The sequence below is a fragment of the Bradyrhizobium sp. UFLA05-108 genome, from assembly GCF_059803455.1.
Genome location: NZ_JBANAZ010000004.1, coordinates 180,192 through 197,709 on the forward strand (window position 1 = coordinate 180,192; position 17,518 = coordinate 197,709).

The window sequence follows — 17,518 nt, forward strand, 5'->3', positions numbered from 1 at the left end:
ACCGTTCTTGTTGTTGTTCTACGCCAGGCCGCGTCAGTTCATCTTGACGTCGAGTTCCTTGGCGACGAGATCGAGCACCTCCTGCCCGACCCGGCCCTTGGCCCATTTATATGTCGGCTGCATCGCCTCCTGCCACGCCTTGCGGTCGGCATCGGAGAGATAATGCAGCGTGGTCTTGCCCGACTTCTTGATCTCGGCGAGCGCGTCCTCGTTCTCCTGGCGCGCGATCGAGTTGGTGTAGTCGGTGGCCTCCGCCATCGCCTTCTCGAGCTGGGTGCGGATGTCCGGCGGCAGGCCGGACCAGAATTTCGAATTGACGATCACTGCGTATTGCAGATGCGCGTGATAGGACACAGTGATGTCCTTCTGCACCTCGTAGAACTTCTGCGTCAGGTAGTTCGAGGCCGTGTTCTCGCAGCCGTCGACAACGCCGGTCTGCAAGGCCTGATAGACTTCGGAGAACGCCATGATCTGCGGGATCGAGCCGACGAGACGGAAATACTGGTCGGCGATTTTGGAGCCGGAGATGCGGAACTTCAGCCCCTGGAAGTCGGCGGGCTTCATCAGCGGACGGCTTGAGGACACCATGTGGAAGCCGTTGTCCCAATAGGCCAGACCAGTGATGCCTTTTGCCTCCAGTTTCTGGAACAGCCACTTGCCAACGGTGCCCTTCATGGCGGCGGCGTAGGTCTCGTCGTCCTTGAACAGCCAGGGAAGGTCGAGCGCCTCGAACTCCTTCACCCCGAGCGGCGCGAATTTCGCGGTCGAGGGCGCGAGCATCTGCACCGAACCGAGCTGGAGCGCCTCGATTTCCTCCTTGTCCTTGTAGAGCGAGGAGTTCGGATAGACCTCGATCTTGACCTTGCCGTCGGTGTATTTCTCGGCGAGCTCCTTGAACTTGAGCGCGCCCTTGCCCTTGGGCGTATCGTTGGCGACGACGTGGCTGAACTTGATGACGATCGGGCTCTGGGCCTGCACCGCAGCAGGGGCCAATATGAACGTCGAGACGAGCGCAGCCGTGGCGGCCGCAAGCAGCAGTTTGCGCATTAGGTACCTCCCAACAACCTTTAGGACCGGTTCTTTTTGGTTTTTCCAGTCCCTTTAGTGGCAGCAAACCACCAGGCGAACAACTAGACCTAAGCCCAATTTGCCGCAGCCAAATCACCTTGACGGCTTTTGTATACGCAAGTTTGCGCCCGCTCCAGCCCCGACGGGCGAGCGCTTATGTCGCATCGGCGAACGAAGTTAACCCTTGCGCTGGGCGACCATGAACAGCCGCCGGAACGGAAACAGCGTCTGCCCCGCCGCATTCTTCGGGTAGGCCTTCGCGACGCGCGTTCCATAGTCGGCCTCGAAGGCTGCCTTCTCTTCGCCCTGCAGGACGTCGAGATAGCGCGTCAGCCAGGTGCCCTTGGTCCATTCCTTGACGGGATTTTCGCCTTCCAGGACCTGGAGATATTCGGTCTCCCAGATGTCGATATTGGCCGACATCGGAGCGAGAAGATCGTGATAGAAGGCCGGTCCCTCGACCGGCGGCGGGGTGACGAGATGCTCGACCTTGGCCCGCCACGGACCGTTCAGCGCGGTCTCGCCGATCAGCACATGCGAGGGCGCGGTGAAGTTGCGCGGCATCTGCACCGCAAGCATGCCGCCGGGGGTGACCTTCTGCATCAGCGAAGGAAAGAGTGCCGCATGATTGGGCAGCCAGTGCAATGCGGCATTGGAATAGATCAGGTCGTATTGCTTCGGCGGGCGCCAATGGCCGAGATCCTCATGTGACCATTCCACCTCCGGCGCCGCCATGCGGCCGGCGGCGACCATCTCGGCCGAACCCTCGACGCCGGTGACGGCAGCATTCGGCCAGCGCTCCTTGATCAGTTTCGTGACGTTGCCGGCACCGGCACCGAGATCGGCAATATCAGAGACGGCAAAATCCGGGATGCGCATCAAGAGATCGACCGCCGGCCTCAAGCGGTGGCCGGAGAATTTCAGATATTGCTGCGGATCCCACACCATCTTCGCGAACCTGTTTTTCGTGTTTCCTTCGCCTTGGCTCTTCGTTACCACTGCTCGTCCCGGTCGGGCAAATCGCTTCCGGGACAGGTTGGAAACGAACCGTAAGCACAACAAAAGCAAACAAGAGAGCGTATGACCATGGACCTCGGGCTCAAGTCGAAAACCGCAGTCGTCACCGGGGCGAGCATCGGCATCGGCCGCGCCATTGCCAAGGGCCTTGCCACTGAGGGCGTGCGCGTGGTGGCGGCGGCGCGGCGCAAGGACCTGCTCGACCAGCTCGTGCAGGAGACAGGCGCGGGACTGGTCACGCCGTTCGAGCAGGATGTGATGGCCAAGGACGCCGCCGAACGGCTCGCCGCCTTCGCGCTCAGGGAGCTCGGCCATGTCGACATCCTCGTCAACAATGCCGGCGGCAGCCGTCCGCTGCCGGTCGATGCGCCCGACAGCAAATGGGACGAAGCGATCGCGCTGAATTTCACCAGCTACCGCCGCATCGCGCATGCGCTATTGCCGCAGATGATGGAGCGCAACTGGGGCCGCATCATCAACATCACCGGCAAGTCCGAACCGGAAGGGCTGAACGCCGCCTTCGCCGCCAAGGCCGCCGTGCATGCCTGGGCCAAGGGCCTGTCGCGCGAGATCGGCAAGCACGGCATCACCATCAACTGCATCCCGCCCGGCCGCATCATGAGCGAGCAGATCCGCCGCAACTATCCGGCTGATTATCGCGAGCGCTTTGCGGAGGAGGAGATCCCGGTCGGCTATTGGGGCGAGCCGGAGGACCTCGCGGCGCTCGCGGTGTTTCTCGCATCACCCGTGGCGCGGTACATCACGGGCACGGTGATCCCGGTGGATGGGGGGCTGCGGAGGTATCAGTTCTGATCTGATCGCCGAGAGCGCACCCGCCGCCGCGGCGGCGGTGCGACCTCCGGTAAAAAACCGAAAAACAACCCCATGCAAAGTAGAAACGCGGTGGCCGGATGACGCGTTGCCCCTCCGCGCTACATTTGACACGTCGAGCAAATCACCAGCAATCTGCGATCATCGCACCATTCCGGAGCGAGCAGCTCCACGATCAACCCGGAAGCTTCCCTCACCCCGCCCGCAAGATCTCCGCGATCGCGGCACCCGCCGCGATCGTGCCAAGCTTGCCACCGACGTCGCGCGTCGCCTTCCCCTGCTCAATCGCTTTTTCTACCGCCGCCTCGATCGCGTTGGCGGCCTCCTCACAGCGAGCCGCACCGCTCCTCTCGCCGTGCCAGGCCAGCAGCAGTGCGGTCGACAGGATCAGCGACACCGGATTGGCGATATCCTTTCCTGCGATATCGGGCGCTGAGCCGTGCGCGGCCTGCGCCATGGCATGGCGGTCGCCGACATTGAGGGAGCCGCCGAGGCCGAGGCTGCCGGACAACTCCGCGGTGAGATCGGACAGGATATCGCCGAACATGTTGGTGGCGACGATCACATCGAAGCTGCCGGGGTTGCGCACGACATGCGCCATCATGGCGTCGACCAGGACGTCGTCGACCTCGAGGCCAGGATAGTCCCTCGCCGCCTCGCGGCAGATGTTCAGAAACATGCCATCGCCGATCTTGAGCACATTGGCCTTGTGCACGATGGTGAGATGCTTGCGCCGCTTCATCGCGAGCCGGCAAGCAGCGTGCGCGATGCGCTTGCAGCACAACCGCGTGATCCGGCGGAGCGAGATCACGACATCTGATGTGACCAGCAGTTCGCCATTGCCCTCTTCCATGTTGCGGTCGGCATAAAAGCCTTCGGTGTTCTCGCGCACAACGACGAGATCGAAATCGCCGAGCCTGCCGGGCCGCCCCTGATAGGTGCGCGCGGGGCGAATGTTGGCGAACAGATCGAGGTTCTTGCGGAAGTAACGCGACGGATTGATCTCACCGCGCGCCTCGTCCTTGAAATCGAAGGTCGCGGTCGGCCCGAGAATCAAGCCATCCGCAACTCGCACCACGTCCAGGAGCTCGGGCCGCACCGTCGTGCCGAACTGCGCAAGGCTGGCGTGGCCGATGGCATGCTCCTCGAGCCTGAGATTGAGCTGGAAGCGTTCGGACGCCACCCGCAGCACGCCCGTGGTCGCGGCCGTGATCTCCGGCCCGATGCCGTCACCCGGCAGAACCACAATTTGCATCGGTCATTCCTCTCAAGCCAGCTCGGTCCGATCATACGCCATGGCGCGCAATCATCGCCCGATCTTCGCGCATAGCCGTATGCAAGCATATGCCTGTGGCACGCAGCGCGGCCGTAGTACATGCCGGAAGCAACACTCAACCCACGCTTTGCGGAGACAGCGCAGGCAATGACAATCACGTTACCTGCGCTCACGAAGGAGCCCGAACGTCCCATCGCCGACGGCCTGCCGGCCGAACGCCGGCGCTGGGCGGTCGCCGCGATCTTCACAGCGCTTGCGATGGCCTCGCTCGATACCGCGATCGCCAATATCGCCCTGCCCGCCATCGCGGCCGATCTTCATGTCAGTCCCGAGCAGGTGGTCTGGGTGGTCAACGTCTACCAGATCGCGCTGGTCGCGACGCTGTTGCCACTGGGAGCGCTCGGCGAGATCGTCGGCCATCAGCGCATCTATCTCGGCGGGCTTCTCCTGTTCACGATCGCATCGCTGCTCTGTGCGGTGGCCTGGTCGCTGCCGAGCCTGCTGGTGGCGCGCACGCTGCAGGGCCTCGGCGCCAGCGGCATCATGAGCGTCAACACGGCTCTCGTGCGCTTCGTCTATCCCGGGCGGATGCAGGGCCGCGGCTTCGGCCACAACGCGCTGGTGGTCGCGACCGCCTTCACAATCGGGCCGTCGATCGCGTCCGCGATCCTCGCCCTCGGGCCGTGGCCCTGGCTGTTCGCGGTCAACATTCCCTTTGGCCTCGTCGCCATGGGCATCGGCTTTGCGATGCTGCCGAAGACGCCGCGCGCCGATCATGGCTTTGATTTCCTCGGCGCCGTGCTGGCGGCGATCTGCCTCGGCCTTTTCATCACCGGCATCGGCAGCGCGGCGCATAATCTCTCCCCTCGCCTCGTCGCGGTCGAGCTGGTCACGGCGCTCGTGATCGGCTTCATCCTGACGCGCCGGCATGCCGACCATCCCGCGCCGATGCTGCCGATCGACCTGTTCAGCCGTCCGATGTTCGCGCTGTCGGCCGCGACCGCGGTCTGCTCGTTCGCCGTGCAGGGCCTCGCCTTCGTCTCGCTGCCGTTCTATTTCGAGGACGTGCTGGGACGCTCCCAGGTCGAGACCGGCTTCTTCATGACGCCGTGGCCGCTGGTGGTCGGCATCATGGCGCCGATCGCGGGACGCCTCTCCGACCGCCACGCGGTCGGACTGTTGGGCGGCATCGGGCTCGTGCTGCTCGGCATCGGCATGGCGCTCTTGGCGACGCTTCCGGCCAATCCTTCCATCCTCAACATCATCTGGCGCATGGTGATCTGCGGCATGGGGTTCGGCTTCTTCCAGGCGCCGAACATGAAGGCGGTGATGTCAAGCGCACCGCCGCACAGAAGCGGCAGCGCGAGCGGCATTGTCGCCACCGCGCGCCTGACCGGACAGACGACCGGCGCGGCGCTCGCTGCGCTCTGCTTTGCGCTTGCGGGGCATGACGGCGCGACCGTCGCCCTGGCGCTCGGCGCCGGTTTCGCCGCGCTCGGCAGCGTGATGAGCTTCCTCAGGCTGGCGGTGAAATAGGCTGCGACGCGGACGCGACCGTTGCCGGGATCGGCATTTGCTCGTCCAAAGCAGCCAGGCGCGCATCGATGGCGTCGATGACCCGCCGCGAGAACGGCCCGAGATGCGCATAGGCCGCGATCATCGCGACCGCGACCCGGGCCGACGACGTGTCGCGCTTGGCGCAACTCAGGAAGGTTTTCCAGAGCGGGCCGTGCGCTTCGGGAATGGCTGACGTCACGCGATGCACGGTTTCCAGTGCACGTACCTTGTTGCGAATGTCGCCCTCGGGAAGCTCCGGCCGCTGCCGCGAGCGGTCGAGCAGCGTCATCAACCGGTCGATACGACTCGCATAGGCAGCCGGGTCATAGATCTTCTCCAGAACTTGCCTGTAGTCCGTCAGGATGTCGCGCAGCGGGCGAACCGGGTCGAAATTGATCCCGGCGGTGCACTGATCGCCACCGCTCATGGTCGATGCCGCCGAATCGTGGTTCGGCCGCAGCCGGCCTTCGCGGGCGAGACGTCGCGTCAGCTGCGTATTGGGCAAGGCAAAGAGCAGCCCGACCATGCAGACCGGAATGGCCGCGTCCTCGATGAACTCGATCATGGCCTCGGCCATCGAGACCTTCTCGCTGTCGAAGCCCACGATGAAGCCGGCGGTGACAAGCATCCCTGCCCCGTAGATCTTATGAATGCTCTCGGCGATATTGCGCCGCGTGTTCTGCTTCTTGCGCATCGCGACGAGGGTCGCCGGGTCTGGGCTTTCGATGCCGACGAAGATGCCGAAGAAATTGGCCTTGGCCATCATGTCCAGGAGTTCCGGATCATCGGCGAGGTTGACCGAGGCTTCGGTCGAGAATTCGAAGGGATAGTCGTGCGCGCGCTGCCATGCGGCGAGCTCGGGAAGGAACAGCTTGAGCGACTTCTTGTTGCCGATGAAATTGTCGTCGACGAAATCGAGATGGCCGCGGTAGCCCATCCGGTACAGCGTCTCGAGCTCGGTGAACATCTGCTGTGTCGTCTTGGTGCGCGGGACGCGTCCGTAGAGCTCGATGATGTCGCAGAACTCGCAGGTGAAAGGGCAACCGCGCGAATACTGCACGCCGAGATAGAGGTAGTCCTCGAATTTCAGGAGGTCGAAACGCGGCACGGGCGTCCTGGTCACGTCGGCCTGGAATTTCGGCGCGGTGAAGACGCCCGATCGCGCGCCGCTCTCCCAGGCGGCGACGAACTCGCCGATAACGCTCTCGGCCTCGCCCAGCACCTGAAAGTCGGCTCGCGCGTAGAGATGGGGGCTCGATGTCGGATCGGGGCCGCCGACGACGACGGGCTTCGTTTTCGCGCGGCAAAGCTCGATCAGCCGCAGCGTATCGGTTTGTTGCGGCAACATCCCGCCGGTGAAGACGACGTCCGCCCAGTCGAGATCGTCATCGCCAAGCGGCGTGGTGTTGCAGTCGATGAGACGTATCGTCCAACTCTCGGGTAACATCGCCGCGACGGTGATCAGCCCCAGGGGAGCTGCGGGTCGCCGGACGCCCATCAATTTGCAGGACTCGCCAAAACTCCAGAACGACTCCGCGGTGAACAGCGGATAGAGCATGAGCACGTTGCAAGGCCGCGGCACGTTCATGGACCCCCCTAAGGCTTTGTGCGGAGTGTATCAAAACACGCCCGTCTTGCACCCCTACAAGCGGAACTAACTCTCACTTTCTGTTCCAGTGAGAGTCAAACGCTGGAATTGTCATCAGCCGGGCGTCGTGACAGGCCGCTTTGCCGACGTTTCGGGACGAAGCGAACGACTCACCGGCGCCGGCATCCTCGGGGAACTCATCCGCGACCAAAGTCTATTCCGCCGGCGCTCGTTCAGGGGGAACCGAGCGGCGGCAATAGGCTTTTCCTGAGGGTATCCTCACGCGCAGGAGGTGTGTCATGAGCAAGTGGCAAGAGCGCGAAACGGTCCCCGATCTCTACAACCTGTTTCTCGCCGCCGTATTGTTCTTATCGCCGTGGCTGTTCAGGCTCACCAACGAGCAAGGCAAGGTTGACCTCTGGGTCACGGGCATCATCATCGGTTTGGTCTCGCTGGCGGCCGTCATCACCTATCGGGATTGGGAGGAATGGCTCAACGTCCTCATGGGAGCCTGGCTCATCGTTTCGCCCTGGCTCCTCGGATTCCCGCATACGCGGGCCATGCACATCAGCATCGGAATAGGTGTGGTCGTCGTGCTTCTGGCCCTGCTCGATCTCTTCCTCCACTACGAGAAGAGGCACCCGGAGGAATTTGCTTCGCCCGGCGGACAGGAAGGACCTCACCAATAGAGTGCGACGCAGCGCGACACGGCCCGGGACGTCATGAGTTGTACGCGCATTTCCAGTGCGCATCCCGCATAGCCGTTCGCGTGGCCGCAACACCGCGCAAGCGGCAATCTTCCTGCCGACCAGCAAAATTCTTCGGCCCAACCCCAGATTGTTGATTTGAAACGGTTCCGTTTGCCGGACAAATTGCGCGCCTTGGGCCTCATCGGTGGATGGGCCAATCAGGGGACTGCGATGGCAAACCTTACGATCAACGGAAAATCAATCACTGTCGACGTCGAGCCGGATACGCCGCTGCTCTGGGCGATCCGCGAGAACGTCGGCCTGACCGGCACCAAATATGGCTGCGGCATCGCGCAATGCGGCGCCTGCACCGTTCACATCGACGGAGTCGCGATCCGCTCCTGCGGCGTCGCGGTCAGCGAGGCCATGGGCAAGCAGATCACCACGATCGAGGGGCTGGCGAGCGGCGGCACGCTGCACAAGGTGCAGCAGGCGTGGATTGCCCATGACGTACCGCAATGCGGCTATTGCCAGAGCGGCATGATCATGGCGGTCGCGGCGCTGCTCAAGGAGAAGCCGAAGCCGACCGACGTCGATATCGACGAGGCCATCACCAATATCTGCCGCTGCGGCACTTTCCAGCAGGTGCGCGAAGCGATCCACACGATCGTGAACGCTTGAGGAGGCGGCCATGAACGAGCACGTTTCACCCGCGATGAATCGCCGTGCCTTCGTCATCGGCACCGCCGCGATCGGCACCGGCCTCGCACTCGGCCTCGACATTCCCTTCGGCGGTCCTGCCGTGGTCCGCGCCGCCGACGGCTCGCCCGAAGTGAACGCCTGGGTCGTGGTGCGGCCCGACGACACCGTGGTGATCCGCATCGCCCGCTCAGAGATGGGCCAGGGCTCGCTGACCGGCCTTGCGCAGCTCGTGGCCGAGGAACTGGAATGCGACTGGTCGAAGGTCACGACCGAATATCCAACACCCGGCCAGAGTGTCGCCCGCAAGCGCGCCTGGGGCGATTTCTCGACCGGTGGCAGCCGCGGCATCCGCAGCTCGCAGGACTACGTGCGCAAGGGGGGCGCCACGGCGCGCGTGATGCTGATCCAGGCCGCGGCCAATGAGTGGAAAGTGCCGGCGTCCGAATGCACCGTCAGCAAGAGCGTCATCACCCACACGCCGTCGGGCCGGACCACTACCTACGGCAAGGTCGCCGAAGCCGCGGCGAAGCTGACGCCGCCGACCGAGGTCAAGCTGAAAGATCCAAAGGACTGGACAATCGCAGGCAAAGGCTTGCAGCGGCTCGACACCGCCGACAAGACCACCGGCACGATGACTTACGGCATCGACGTCAAGCTACCGGGCATGCTGAATGCCGCGATCAAGGACTGTCCGGTGTTCGGCGGCAAGGTGAAGAGCTTTGACGAAGCCAAGATCGCCGGCATGAAAGGCGTCAAGAAGGTCGTCAAGGTCAGCGACAGTGCGGTCGCGGTCGTTGCCGATACCTGGTGGCACGCCAAGACTGCCCTGGAAGCGCTGCCGATCGTATGGGACGAGGGCGACAACGCAAAGGTCTCCAGCGAGTCGATCGCGAAGTGGCTGGCCGAGGGCCTCGACAACGAGCAGCCGGCCTATGTCGGCAACAAGAACGGCGACGCCAAGACGGCGATTGCAGGCGCCGCCAAGAAGGTCGAGGCCATCTACAACTATCCCTACCAGAACCACGCCACCATGGAGCCGATGAACGCCACTGCGCTCTACACGGCGGACAAATGCGAGGTCTGGTGCGGCACGCAGAACGGCGAGGCCGCCTTCGCGGCGGTGCTGGAGGCCTCTGGCCTGCCGGCAGAGAAGTGCGACGTGCACAAGCTGATGCTTGGCGGCGGCTTCGGCCGGCGCGGCCAGACCGACTATGTCCGCCAGGCGGTCGCGATCGCGAAGCAGATGCCGGGCACGCCGGTCAAGCTGTTGTGGTCGCGCGAAGAGGACATGGCGCACGGCAGGTATCATCCGATCACCCAGTGCAAGATGACCGGCGCGTTCGATGCCGACAACAATCTGGTCGCGCTGCACTACCGCCTCTCCGGGCAGTCGATCCTGTTCTCGCTCCGACCCGAGGCGCTGCAGAACGGCATGGATCCGGCCGCGTTCCAAGGCGTCGCCCAATCAGGCGAAGCCGCGTTCGGCTATTCGGTGCCGAACCTCCTGATCGAGCATGCGATGCGCAATCCGCACGTCCCACCCGGCTTCTGGCGCGGCGTCAACGTCAATCACAACGCGATCTACATGGAATGCTTCATGGACGAGTTGGCCCACGCCGCAGGCCAGGACCCGCTCGAATTCCGCCGCAAGCTGATGGGCAATCATCCCAAGCATCTGGCGGTGCTCAATGCCGTGGCGGAGAAGATCGGCTGGAGCAAGCCGGCTCCGCAGGGAGTCTATCGCGGCATCGCGCAGATCATGGGCTACGGCAGCTATGTTGCCGGCGCCGCCGAAATCTCGGTGACCGATGGCAGCAAGATCAAGGTGCATCGCATCGTCGCCTCCACCGATCCCGGATACATCGTCAATCCGGCACAGGTGGAACGCCAGATCGCGGGCTCCTTCGTCTTTGGCCTGAGCGCGCTGTTCTATGGCGGCTGCACCGTCAAGGACGGCCGCATCGAGCAAACCAACTTCGACACCTACAACTCGATGCGCATCAACGAGATGCCGAAGGTGGAAGCGGCAATGGTGCCGAGCGGCGGGTTCTGGGGCGGCGTCGGCGAGCCGACCATCGGGGTCGCGGCACCCGCGGTGCTCAACGCCTATTTCGCGGCGACGGGAAAACGCATCCGCTCGGCGCCGCTGCGCGACCAGAACATCACCTTCGCTTGAGAAGGCGCGGCTGTGGCGGCCCAAGGGCCGCCGCAGCATTTTCCGGATGACGCGCATGACGACCTACCCGGTGACACGGCGGAAAGCCGTCTTCGGCATCGCGGCCGCATCGCTGGCCCTGCCGGGGATTGCGCGCGCGCAAGGCATGGCGCGCCTCGTCGTGATCGGCGGCGGCTTCGGCGGGGCCGCCTGTGCCCGCGCGCTGAAGCGGAGCGAAACTGATTTGCAGGTCACACTGGTCGAGCCGAACAGCACCTTCACGGCCTGCCCGTTCAGCAACGCGGTGATCGCAGGCCTGCGCGAGATCGAGGCGCAGCAGTTCGGCTATGAGAAGATCGCCGCTGATGGTGTAACTGTCATCGCGCAAGCCGCGACCGCGGTCGATCCGCAAGCGCGGCGCGTTACGCTGGGCGATGGCTCATCCCTTCCCTATGACCGTCTCGTGCTTTCGCCCGGTGTCGACTTCCATTTCGCGGCCCTGCCCGGCTATGACGAAGCCGCAAGCCAAAAGATGCCGCACGCCTGGAAGGCCGGCGAGCAAACCATGCTGCTGCGCAGGCAATTGGAGGCGATGGAGGATGGCGGACTCGTCGCAATCGCGGTGCCCGCCAATCCCTCGCGCTGCCCGCCTGCTCCTTACGAGCGCGCCAGCCTGATCGCGCATTATCTCAAGACGCGGAAGCCCCGCTCGAAAGTCTTGATCCTGGACGCCAAGGACAATTTCACGCAACAGAAGCTATTCGAGAAGGCATGGGTGGAGCTTTACGGCGGCATGATCGAGCGCGTATCGCTGTCGCAGGGCGGCCGCGTCACCTCCGTCGATCCAGCGAGCAACACTGTCATCACCGAATTCGGCAATTACACCCCGCAAGTCGCCAACGTCATTCCGCCGCAGCGCGCCGGGCGCATCGCGGCGATTGCCGGGGTAGCGGATACGACCGGCTGGTGCCCGATCGATCCCATGACGTTCGAATCCAGGCTCCTGCCGAACGTCCATGTCATCGGCGATGCCTGCCTCGGCGGCGGCATTCCGAAATCGGCCTCAGCCGCGAGCGCGCAAGGACGGAGCTGCGCGAAGGCGATCATCGATCTCTTGGCTGGCCGAGCGCCACAGACACCGCGGCTGACCGGCGTCTGCTACAACACTGTCGCGCCCGCTTACGGCTTTTCGCTCGCCGGCAACTATCAGCCGAAGGGTGACATCTTTGCAGAAGTCGAGGGCGGCGCCACCAGCCCCCTCGACGCACCGCCCGAACGACGCGCCCGCGAGGCTGCGGACGCCGAGCGCTGGTTTCAATCCATCACGGCGGCGACCTTTGGCTAGAGCGATGCTCCATATCGCCGCGCTGATCGTGGCAAGCTTTGCGCTTTCCGCCGGCGCGAAGGCGCAGGCGCCGGTGTCCTATACCATCGTTGGCGACGGCATTCCGGAGTCGCTCACTGGTTCGCCCGGCGATGCGGCGCGCGGGCGCGCCTTGGTGCTCGATCGCAGCACGACCTGCATCCTCTGCCATTCCGGGCCGTTTCCGGAAACCCGGTTCCAGGGCGATCTGGCGCCTGATCTTGCAGGCGCGGGGAACCGCTGGTCGACAAGTCAGTTGCGGCTGCGATTGGTGGACGCATCGCAGTTCAACCGAAAGACCATCATGCCGTCCTACTATCGCACTGACGGGCTCGTTCGCGTCGGCCGCAATCTTGGCGGCAAGCCGATCCTGAATCCGGGCCAGATCGAGGACATCGTGGCCTATCTTGCAACGCTTCGGGACTAGGACAGGGAATGCCAAGCACACGTCGGCAATTATTGCACCTCACGGTCGCCGCCGCGACGATCCCCATCGTCACGGTCCGCCGGCTCGAGGCGACACCTGCGATGCTCAGCACGGCGATCCGCAACGTCGTTGGCGAAGCACAACTGCGCAGCGGCAAGATCAGGCTCGACATTCCGCCGCTGGTCGAGAACGGCAACACCGTGCCGATGACGGTCAGCGTGGCAAGCCCGATGACGGCAACCGACTACGTCAAGAGCATCCACGTCTTCAACGAGAAGAACCCGCAGCCAAACGTCGGCAATTTCCATCTCGGCCCATGGGCCGGGCGCGCGCAGGTCTCGACCCGGATCCGGCTCGCCGACAGCCAGAAGGTGGTCGCGATCGCGCGCCTGTCCGACGATTCCTTCTGGCAAGTTGCGGCCGATGTCGTCGTGACGCTTGCCGCCTGCACCGAGGAGGTGAACTGATGGCCTCGGCCCTGATCAACGTTCCCCCGAAAGCCGGGCGCGGCGATGTGATCGAGATCAGGACGCTGACCTCGCACATCATGGAGACCGGTTTTCGCCGCACGGCGGCCGGCGACCTCGTGCCGCGAGACATCATCACGACCTTTACCTGCCGCTACAACGGCACCGAGATCTTTCGCGCCGACCTCTTCCCGGCGATCGCAGCAAACCCGTATCTGTCGTTCTTCACGGTCGCCAGGGAGAGCGGCAGGTTCGAGTTCGAATGGATCGGCGACAACGGCTTTGTATCGACCGCGTCGGCGTCGATCACGGTCGAATGAGTCTTGCACGCACGATAGTCGCTACGATGATGCTGCTCGTCGCCGCACCTGCGCTGCTCGCCGGCGAAATCCCGCAGGATGAGCGCCGCTCCGGCTATTCCTTCATGGGACCCGACACGCGCGCGATGCAGGACGACGATACGTCCAATCCAGGCATGCTGTTCGTGATGGACGGCGAAACACTGTGGAAGACGAAAGGCGGCAGCGCCGGCAAGGCGTGCGCCGATTGCCATGGCGATGCGCGCGAGACGATGAAGGGCGTCGCCGCGCGCTATCCCGCCTTCGACAAGACGCTCGGTCGCCCCGTCACGCTCGGCCAGCGTATCAATCTCTGCCGCGCCAACCATCAACAGGCAACGTCGCTGCCTTACGAGAGCCGAGACCTGCTCGCGCTCGAAGCCTTCGTCGCGCACCAGTCGCGCGGGGTCGCGATCACGGCCGGCGACGATCCCGAGCTCCAACCGTTCGTAGACCAGGGCCGCGCGCTCTTCATGCAGCGACAGGGACAGCTCAACCTCGCATGCGCTAATTGTCATGACGACAACTACGACAAGCATCTGGCGGGCGCACCGGCCACGCAGGGGCAGCCGACCGGCTACCCGCTCTATCGCCTGGAATGGCAGACGCTGGGATCACTGGAGCGGCGTTTGCGAAGCTGCATGACCGGGGTCCGTGCCCAAGCCTATGACTACGGCGCGCCGGAGCTGGTCGCGCTCGAGCTCTATCTGATGGCGCGGGCGCGCGGCATGCCCATGGAGAGCCCGGCCGTGCGGCCTTGATCCGCAGAGGAATATTAGGACTAGGCAGGCGCGACGCGGACGCTAGTATCCCCTCCCAAGAAACGAGTCACAGGGAGGACAGACGTGGCTGACCATCGTATTTCGCGCCGCACGCTTTTGCAGGGGACCGCTGCGGCTGGCGCGCTCAGCCTGACCGGATTCCCGGCTCATGCCGAGGTCAATTGGAAGAAATATGCCGGGACCAAGCTGGAGGTGATGCTCATCAAGGGCCCGCGCGGTGACAACCTGCAAAAGAACATCAAGGAGTTTACCGATCTAACCGGCATCCAGGTGGAATCGGAGCAAATTCCCGAGCAGCAGCAGCGCCAGAAGGTCGTCATCGAGCTCACCTCGGGCAGGCCGAGCTTCGACGTCGTGCATCTCAGCTATCACGTGCAGAAGCGGCAGTTTGAAAAGGCCGGCTGGCTTGCCGACATCACGCCCTTCATGAAGGATCCGACGCTGACCGCGCCCGATCTCGTCGAGAGCGATTTCTCGGCCGCAGGCCTGCAATACGCCAAGAACGACAAGGGCCAGATGCTGTCGCTGCCCTGGTCGGTCGACTATTTCATCCTCTACTACAACAAGGAGTTGTTCCAGAAGAAGGGCGTCGCAGTGCCCAAGACGCTGGACGAGATGGTCGCGGCCGCCGAGAAGCTTACCGATGCCAAGGACGGCATCTACGGCTTCGTCGGGCGCGGCCTGCGCAACGCCAACATGACGTTGTGGACCAACTTCTTCCTCGACTATGGCGGCGAATTCCTCGACGCCAAGGGCAACATCCTGACTGACGGCCCCGAAGCCGTCGCGGCGACGAAGCTTTACCAGACGCTGCTGACGAAAGTCGCGCCGCCCGGCGTCGCCGGATTCAACTGGATGGAGTCGATGGCCTCGTTCACGCAAGGACGTTCGGCGATGTGGATCGACGGCGTCGGCTGGGCGCCGCCGCTGGAGGATCCCGCCGCCTCGCGCGTCGTCGGCAAGGTCGGCTACACCGTCGTGCCTGCCGGGCCGAAAGGACAGTACTCGGCGACTTACGGCGACGGCATCGGCATTCCGGCGGCGAGCAAGAACAAGGAAGCGGCCTATCTGCTCTGCCAGTGGGCGGTTTCGAAGGCGCAAGGCGCGCGGCTGTTGCAGGCCGGCGGTGGCGTGCCGTTCCGCAACTCGATCCTGAACGATGCCGAGGTGCAGAAGGGCGTCAAGATGCCGGCGGAGTGGCTGCAATCGGTGATCGATTCCGCCAAGATCAGCAAGCTCGGCCTGCCCGTGGTGATCCCGGTCGCCGAATTCCGTGATCTCGTCGGTGCCGCGATCACCGCGACCCTGGCCGGCGCCGATCCCGCGACCGAGCTGAAGAAGGCCCATGAACAGTACCGACCGATCCTGGAGCGTAGCGAGAAAGCGTGAGTGCGTTGACACAAACTAATCCGGCCGCGGCACAATCGGATGCCGCGCCGGAGAAGGAGTTGCGGCCACCGTCCTACTGGCCGTTCGTGGTGCCGGCGCTCGTCGTCGTGCTCGCCATCATCATCTTCCCGTGGCTGTTCACGATCTGGATGAGCCTGAACGAGTGGAAGGTCGGCTCGCCGACCACCTTCGTCGGGCCTTCAAATTATCTGCGGCTGACGAGCGATCCGCGCTTCCTCGAGTCGGTGGGCCACACCATCGTCTACACCGTGCTGTCGGTGGTGCTGCCGCTGGTCCTCGGCACGCTCTCGGCCGTGGTGTTTCACCAGAAATTCCCGGGGCGCGGCTTCCTGCGCGGCGTCTTCATCATGCCGATGATGGCAACGCCCGTGGCGATCGCGCTGGTCTGGACGATGATGTTTCATCCGCAGCTCGGCGTGCTGAATTACCTGTTGTCGCTGGTCGGCCTGCCGGCGCAGCTCTGGGTGTTTCATCCCGCAACCGTCATTCCCTCACTGGTGCTGGTCGAGACCTGGCAGTGGACGCCGCTGGTCATGCTGATCGTGCTCGGCGGTCTCGCCGCGATCCCGACCGAACCTTACGAAAGCGCGCAGATCGACGGCGCCAATCTCTGGCAGGTGTTCCGCTTCATCACCCTGCCGCTGATCATGCCGTTCCTGTTCATCGCCGGCATGATCCGGATGATCGACGCGGTGAAAAGCTTCGACATCATCTTCGCCATCACGCAGGGTGGACCGGGCTCGGCGTCGGAAACCATCAACCTCTACCTCTATAGCGTCGCCTTCACCTACTACGACCTCGGCTACGGTTCGGCGATCGCGGTGGTGTTCTTCCTGCTCATCGTCGCACTCGCTGCCCTGATGCTTTACATGCGCCAGCGCATGCTATGGACCGAAATCGCGAGGGGCGCATGACCCCACGTCAGATCCTTGGCCAAATCGGCCTCTGGTTTTCGGTCCTCGTCATCGTGTCGCCGGCGATCCTGTTCTTCCTGTGGATGGCCTCATTGTCGCTCAAGTTCGAGGTCGACAATGCCGCCTACCCGCCGGTGTTCATCCCCGAGCATATCGCCTGGAAGAACTATGTCGACGTGCTCGCCTCCAACCGCTTCCTGACTTATTTCTTCAACAGCCTGATCGTGACCGGCAGCGCGACCGCGCTGGCGCTGATCGTCGGCGTTCCCGCCGGCTACGGCATCGCGCGGATGGCCGCGCACAAATCCGCGATCGTGATCCTGATCGCCCGCATCACGCCCGGCCTGTCCTACCTGATCCCACTGTTTATCCTGTTCCAGTGGCTCGGATTGCTCGGCACGCTGGTGCCACAGATCATCATCCATCTCGTCGTGACGGTGCCGATCGTGATCTGGATCATGATCGGCTATTTCGAGACCACACCGATGGAATTGGAAGAGGCAGCGCTGATCGACGGCGCGACACGCTGGCAGGTGTTCAGCCACGTCGCTCTTCCGATCGCGAAACCCGGCATCGCCGTCGCCTTCATCCTGGCCGTGATCTTCTCCTGGAACAACTTCGTCTTTGGCATCGTGCTGGCTGGACGCGAGACGCGCACCCTGCCCGTCGCCGTCTACAACATGATCTCGTTCGACCAGTTGAGCTGGGGCCCGCTCGCCGCCGCAGCGCTGATCGTCACCTTCCCGGTGCTGCTGCTGACGGTGCTCGCGCAGCGGCAGATCGTCGCCGGACTCACTGCGGGAGCAGTGAAAGGCGGATAAGCACCTTTCATCGCCACCTGACCAAGCCGAACGAGCGATGAGGCGATCCGCCGCGCACGCAGCAATCATCCCGAGGAAGAAAAGATCCGGACCATGGGACCAAACACAGGCGA

17 protein-coding genes are annotated in these 17,518 nt (G+C 63.7%); 13 read left to right on the forward strand and 4 right to left on the reverse strand.

Annotation, left to right across the window (positions count from 1 at the left end):
• Positions 1 to 33: 33 nt before the first annotated feature.
• Positions 34 to 1,047, reverse strand: coding sequence for a DctP family TRAP transporter solute-binding subunit (locus SO140_RS04690; protein WP_449383778.1), 1,014 nt, complete (start codon positions 1,045 to 1,047; stop codon positions 34 to 36).
• A gap of 198 nt (positions 1,048 to 1,245) precedes the next feature.
• On the reverse strand, positions 1,246 to 2,016 hold the full coding sequence (locus SO140_RS04695) for a methyltransferase domain-containing protein (RefSeq protein ID WP_449383779.1): 771 nt from the start codon (positions 2,014 to 2,016) through the stop codon (positions 1,246 to 1,248).
• Between the two features lie 138 nt (positions 2,017 to 2,154).
• Here SO140_RS04695 and SO140_RS04700 point away from each other — a divergent pair, with 138 nt between their 5' ends.
• The gene (locus SO140_RS04700) at positions 2,155 to 2,898 is read left to right on the forward strand and encodes an SDR family NAD(P)-dependent oxidoreductase (RefSeq protein ID WP_498539571.1); all 744 of its coding nucleotides are present in this window, start codon (positions 2,155 to 2,157) and stop codon (positions 2,896 to 2,898) included.
• 211 nt (positions 2,899 to 3,109) lie between these two features.
• Here SO140_RS04700 and SO140_RS04705 read toward each other — a convergent pair whose 3' ends face one another.
• Entirely contained in the window at positions 3,110 to 4,171 is a 1,062-nt protein-coding gene (locus SO140_RS04705) for an isocitrate/isopropylmalate dehydrogenase family protein (protein WP_449383780.1), read from the reverse strand.
• Between the two features lie 168 nt (positions 4,172 to 4,339).
• On the opposite strand from SO140_RS04705, the gene SO140_RS04710 reads away from it, so the two are divergent.
• The gene (locus tag SO140_RS04710; protein ID WP_498539486.1) at positions 4,340 to 5,728 is read left to right on the forward strand and encodes an MFS transporter; all 1,389 of its coding nucleotides are present in this window, start codon (positions 4,340 to 4,342) and stop codon (positions 5,726 to 5,728) included.
• Here SO140_RS04710 and SO140_RS04715 read toward each other — a convergent pair.
• Positions 5,709 to 7,337 carry a B12-binding domain-containing radical SAM protein gene (locus SO140_RS04715; protein ID WP_449383782.1) on the reverse strand — a complete coding sequence of 543 codons (1,629 nt, stop codon included), beginning with the start codon at positions 7,335 to 7,337 and terminating at the stop codon, positions 5,709 to 5,711. The genes SO140_RS04710 and SO140_RS04715 overlap by 20 nt on opposite strands.
• A 299-nt stretch (positions 7,338 to 7,636) precedes the next feature.
• Here SO140_RS04715 and SO140_RS04720 point away from each other — a divergent pair, with 299 nt between their 5' ends.
• From SO140_RS04720 to SO140_RS04770, 11 genes are all read left to right on the forward strand, one after another.
• On the forward strand, positions 7,637 to 8,026 hold the full coding sequence (locus SO140_RS04720; protein WP_449383783.1) for an SPW repeat protein: 390 nt from the start codon (positions 7,637 to 7,639) through the stop codon (positions 8,024 to 8,026).
• Between the two features lie 231 nt (positions 8,027 to 8,257).
• The gene (locus SO140_RS04725; protein WP_449383784.1) at positions 8,258 to 8,707 is read left to right on the forward strand and encodes a (2Fe-2S)-binding protein; all 450 of its coding nucleotides are present in this window, start codon (positions 8,258 to 8,260) and stop codon (positions 8,705 to 8,707) included.
• Positions 8,708 to 8,717: 10 nt separating this feature from the next.
• Complete coding sequence (locus SO140_RS04730; RefSeq protein WP_449383785.1) at positions 8,718 to 10,904, forward strand: xanthine dehydrogenase family protein molybdopterin-binding subunit; 2,187 nt, start codon at positions 8,718 to 8,720, stop codon at positions 10,902 to 10,904.
• Positions 10,905 to 10,950: 46 nt separating this feature from the next.
• The gene (locus SO140_RS04735; protein WP_449383786.1) at positions 10,951 to 12,228 is read left to right on the forward strand and encodes an FCSD flavin-binding domain-containing protein; all 1,278 of its coding nucleotides are present in this window, start codon (positions 10,951 to 10,953) and stop codon (positions 12,226 to 12,228) included.
• Entirely contained in the window at positions 12,221 to 12,673 is a 453-nt protein-coding gene (gene soxX / locus SO140_RS04740) for a sulfur oxidation c-type cytochrome SoxX (RefSeq protein ID WP_449383787.1), read from the forward strand. The genes SO140_RS04735 and soxX overlap by 8 nt, the downstream gene beginning before the upstream one ends.
• An 8-nt stretch (positions 12,674 to 12,681) precedes the next feature.
• The gene (locus SO140_RS04745) at positions 12,682 to 13,140 is read left to right on the forward strand and encodes a SoxY-related AACIE arm protein (protein WP_449383788.1); all 459 of its coding nucleotides are present in this window, start codon (positions 12,682 to 12,684) and stop codon (positions 13,138 to 13,140) included.
• Positions 13,140 to 13,460 carry a thiosulfate oxidation carrier complex protein SoxZ gene (soxZ, locus tag SO140_RS04750; RefSeq protein WP_498542375.1) on the forward strand — a complete coding sequence of 107 codons (321 nt, stop codon included), beginning with the start codon at positions 13,140 to 13,142 and terminating at the stop codon, positions 13,458 to 13,460. Before SO140_RS04745 ends, soxZ begins: the two co-directional genes overlap by 1 nt.
• On the forward strand, positions 13,457 to 14,239 hold the full coding sequence (gene soxA / locus SO140_RS04755) for a sulfur oxidation c-type cytochrome SoxA (protein ID WP_449383790.1): 783 nt from the start codon (positions 13,457 to 13,459) through the stop codon (positions 14,237 to 14,239). The genes soxZ and soxA overlap by 4 nt, the downstream gene beginning before the upstream one ends.
• Positions 14,240 to 14,323: 84 nt before the next feature.
• On the forward strand, positions 14,324 to 15,649 hold the full coding sequence (locus SO140_RS04760) for an ABC transporter substrate-binding protein (protein WP_449383791.1): 1,326 nt from the start codon (positions 14,324 to 14,326) through the stop codon (positions 15,647 to 15,649).
• The gene (locus SO140_RS04765) at positions 15,646 to 16,584 is read left to right on the forward strand and encodes a carbohydrate ABC transporter permease (RefSeq protein ID WP_449383792.1); all 939 of its coding nucleotides are present in this window, start codon (positions 15,646 to 15,648) and stop codon (positions 16,582 to 16,584) included. Before SO140_RS04760 ends, SO140_RS04765 begins: the two co-directional genes overlap by 4 nt.
• Complete coding sequence (locus SO140_RS04770) at positions 16,581 to 17,405, forward strand: carbohydrate ABC transporter permease (protein WP_449383793.1); 825 nt, start codon at positions 16,581 to 16,583, stop codon at positions 17,403 to 17,405. Before SO140_RS04765 ends, SO140_RS04770 begins: the two co-directional genes overlap by 4 nt.
• Positions 17,406 to 17,518: the final 113 nt, after the last annotated feature.

What these genes read in the sequence shown, in the direction of transcription:
- SO140_RS04690 (WP_449383778.1), bottom strand. Translation starts at nt 1,047, where the DNA reads ATGCGCAAACTGCTGCTTGCGGCCGCCACGGCTGCGCTCGTCTCGACG.
- SO140_RS04695 (WP_449383779.1), bottom strand. Translation starts at nt 2,016, where the DNA reads ATGGTGTGGGATCCGCAGCAATATCTGAAATTCTCCGGCCACCGCTTG.
- SO140_RS04700 (WP_498539571.1), top strand. Translation starts at nt 2,155, where the DNA reads ATGGACCTCGGGCTCAAGTCGAAAACCGCAGTCGTCACCGGGGCGAGC.
- SO140_RS04705 (WP_449383780.1), bottom strand. Translation starts at nt 4,171, where the DNA reads ATGCAAATTGTGGTTCTGCCGGGTGACGGCATCGGGCCGGAGATCACG.
- SO140_RS04710 (WP_498539486.1), top strand. Translation starts at nt 4,340, where the DNA reads ATGACAATCACGTTACCTGCGCTCACGAAGGAGCCCGAACGTCCCATC.
- SO140_RS04715 (WP_449383782.1), bottom strand. Translation starts at nt 7,337, where the DNA reads ATGAACGTGCCGCGGCCTTGCAACGTGCTCATGCTCTATCCGCTGTTC.
- SO140_RS04720 (WP_449383783.1), top strand. Translation starts at nt 7,637, where the DNA reads ATGAGCAAGTGGCAAGAGCGCGAAACGGTCCCCGATCTCTACAACCTG.
- SO140_RS04725 (WP_449383784.1), top strand. Translation starts at nt 8,258, where the DNA reads ATGGCAAACCTTACGATCAACGGAAAATCAATCACTGTCGACGTCGAG.
- SO140_RS04730 (WP_449383785.1), top strand. Translation starts at nt 8,718, where the DNA reads ATGAACGAGCACGTTTCACCCGCGATGAATCGCCGTGCCTTCGTCATC.
- SO140_RS04735 (WP_449383786.1), top strand. Translation starts at nt 10,951, where the DNA reads ATGACGCGCATGACGACCTACCCGGTGACACGGCGGAAAGCCGTCTTC.
- SO140_RS04745 (WP_449383788.1), top strand. Translation starts at nt 12,682, where the DNA reads ATGCCAAGCACACGTCGGCAATTATTGCACCTCACGGTCGCCGCCGCG.
- soxZ (WP_498542375.1), top strand. Translation starts at nt 13,140, where the DNA reads ATGGCCTCGGCCCTGATCAACGTTCCCCCGAAAGCCGGGCGCGGCGAT.
- soxA (WP_449383790.1), top strand. Translation starts at nt 13,457, where the DNA reads ATGAGTCTTGCACGCACGATAGTCGCTACGATGATGCTGCTCGTCGCC.
- SO140_RS04770 (WP_449383793.1), top strand. Translation starts at nt 16,581, where the DNA reads ATGACCCCACGTCAGATCCTTGGCCAAATCGGCCTCTGGTTTTCGGTC.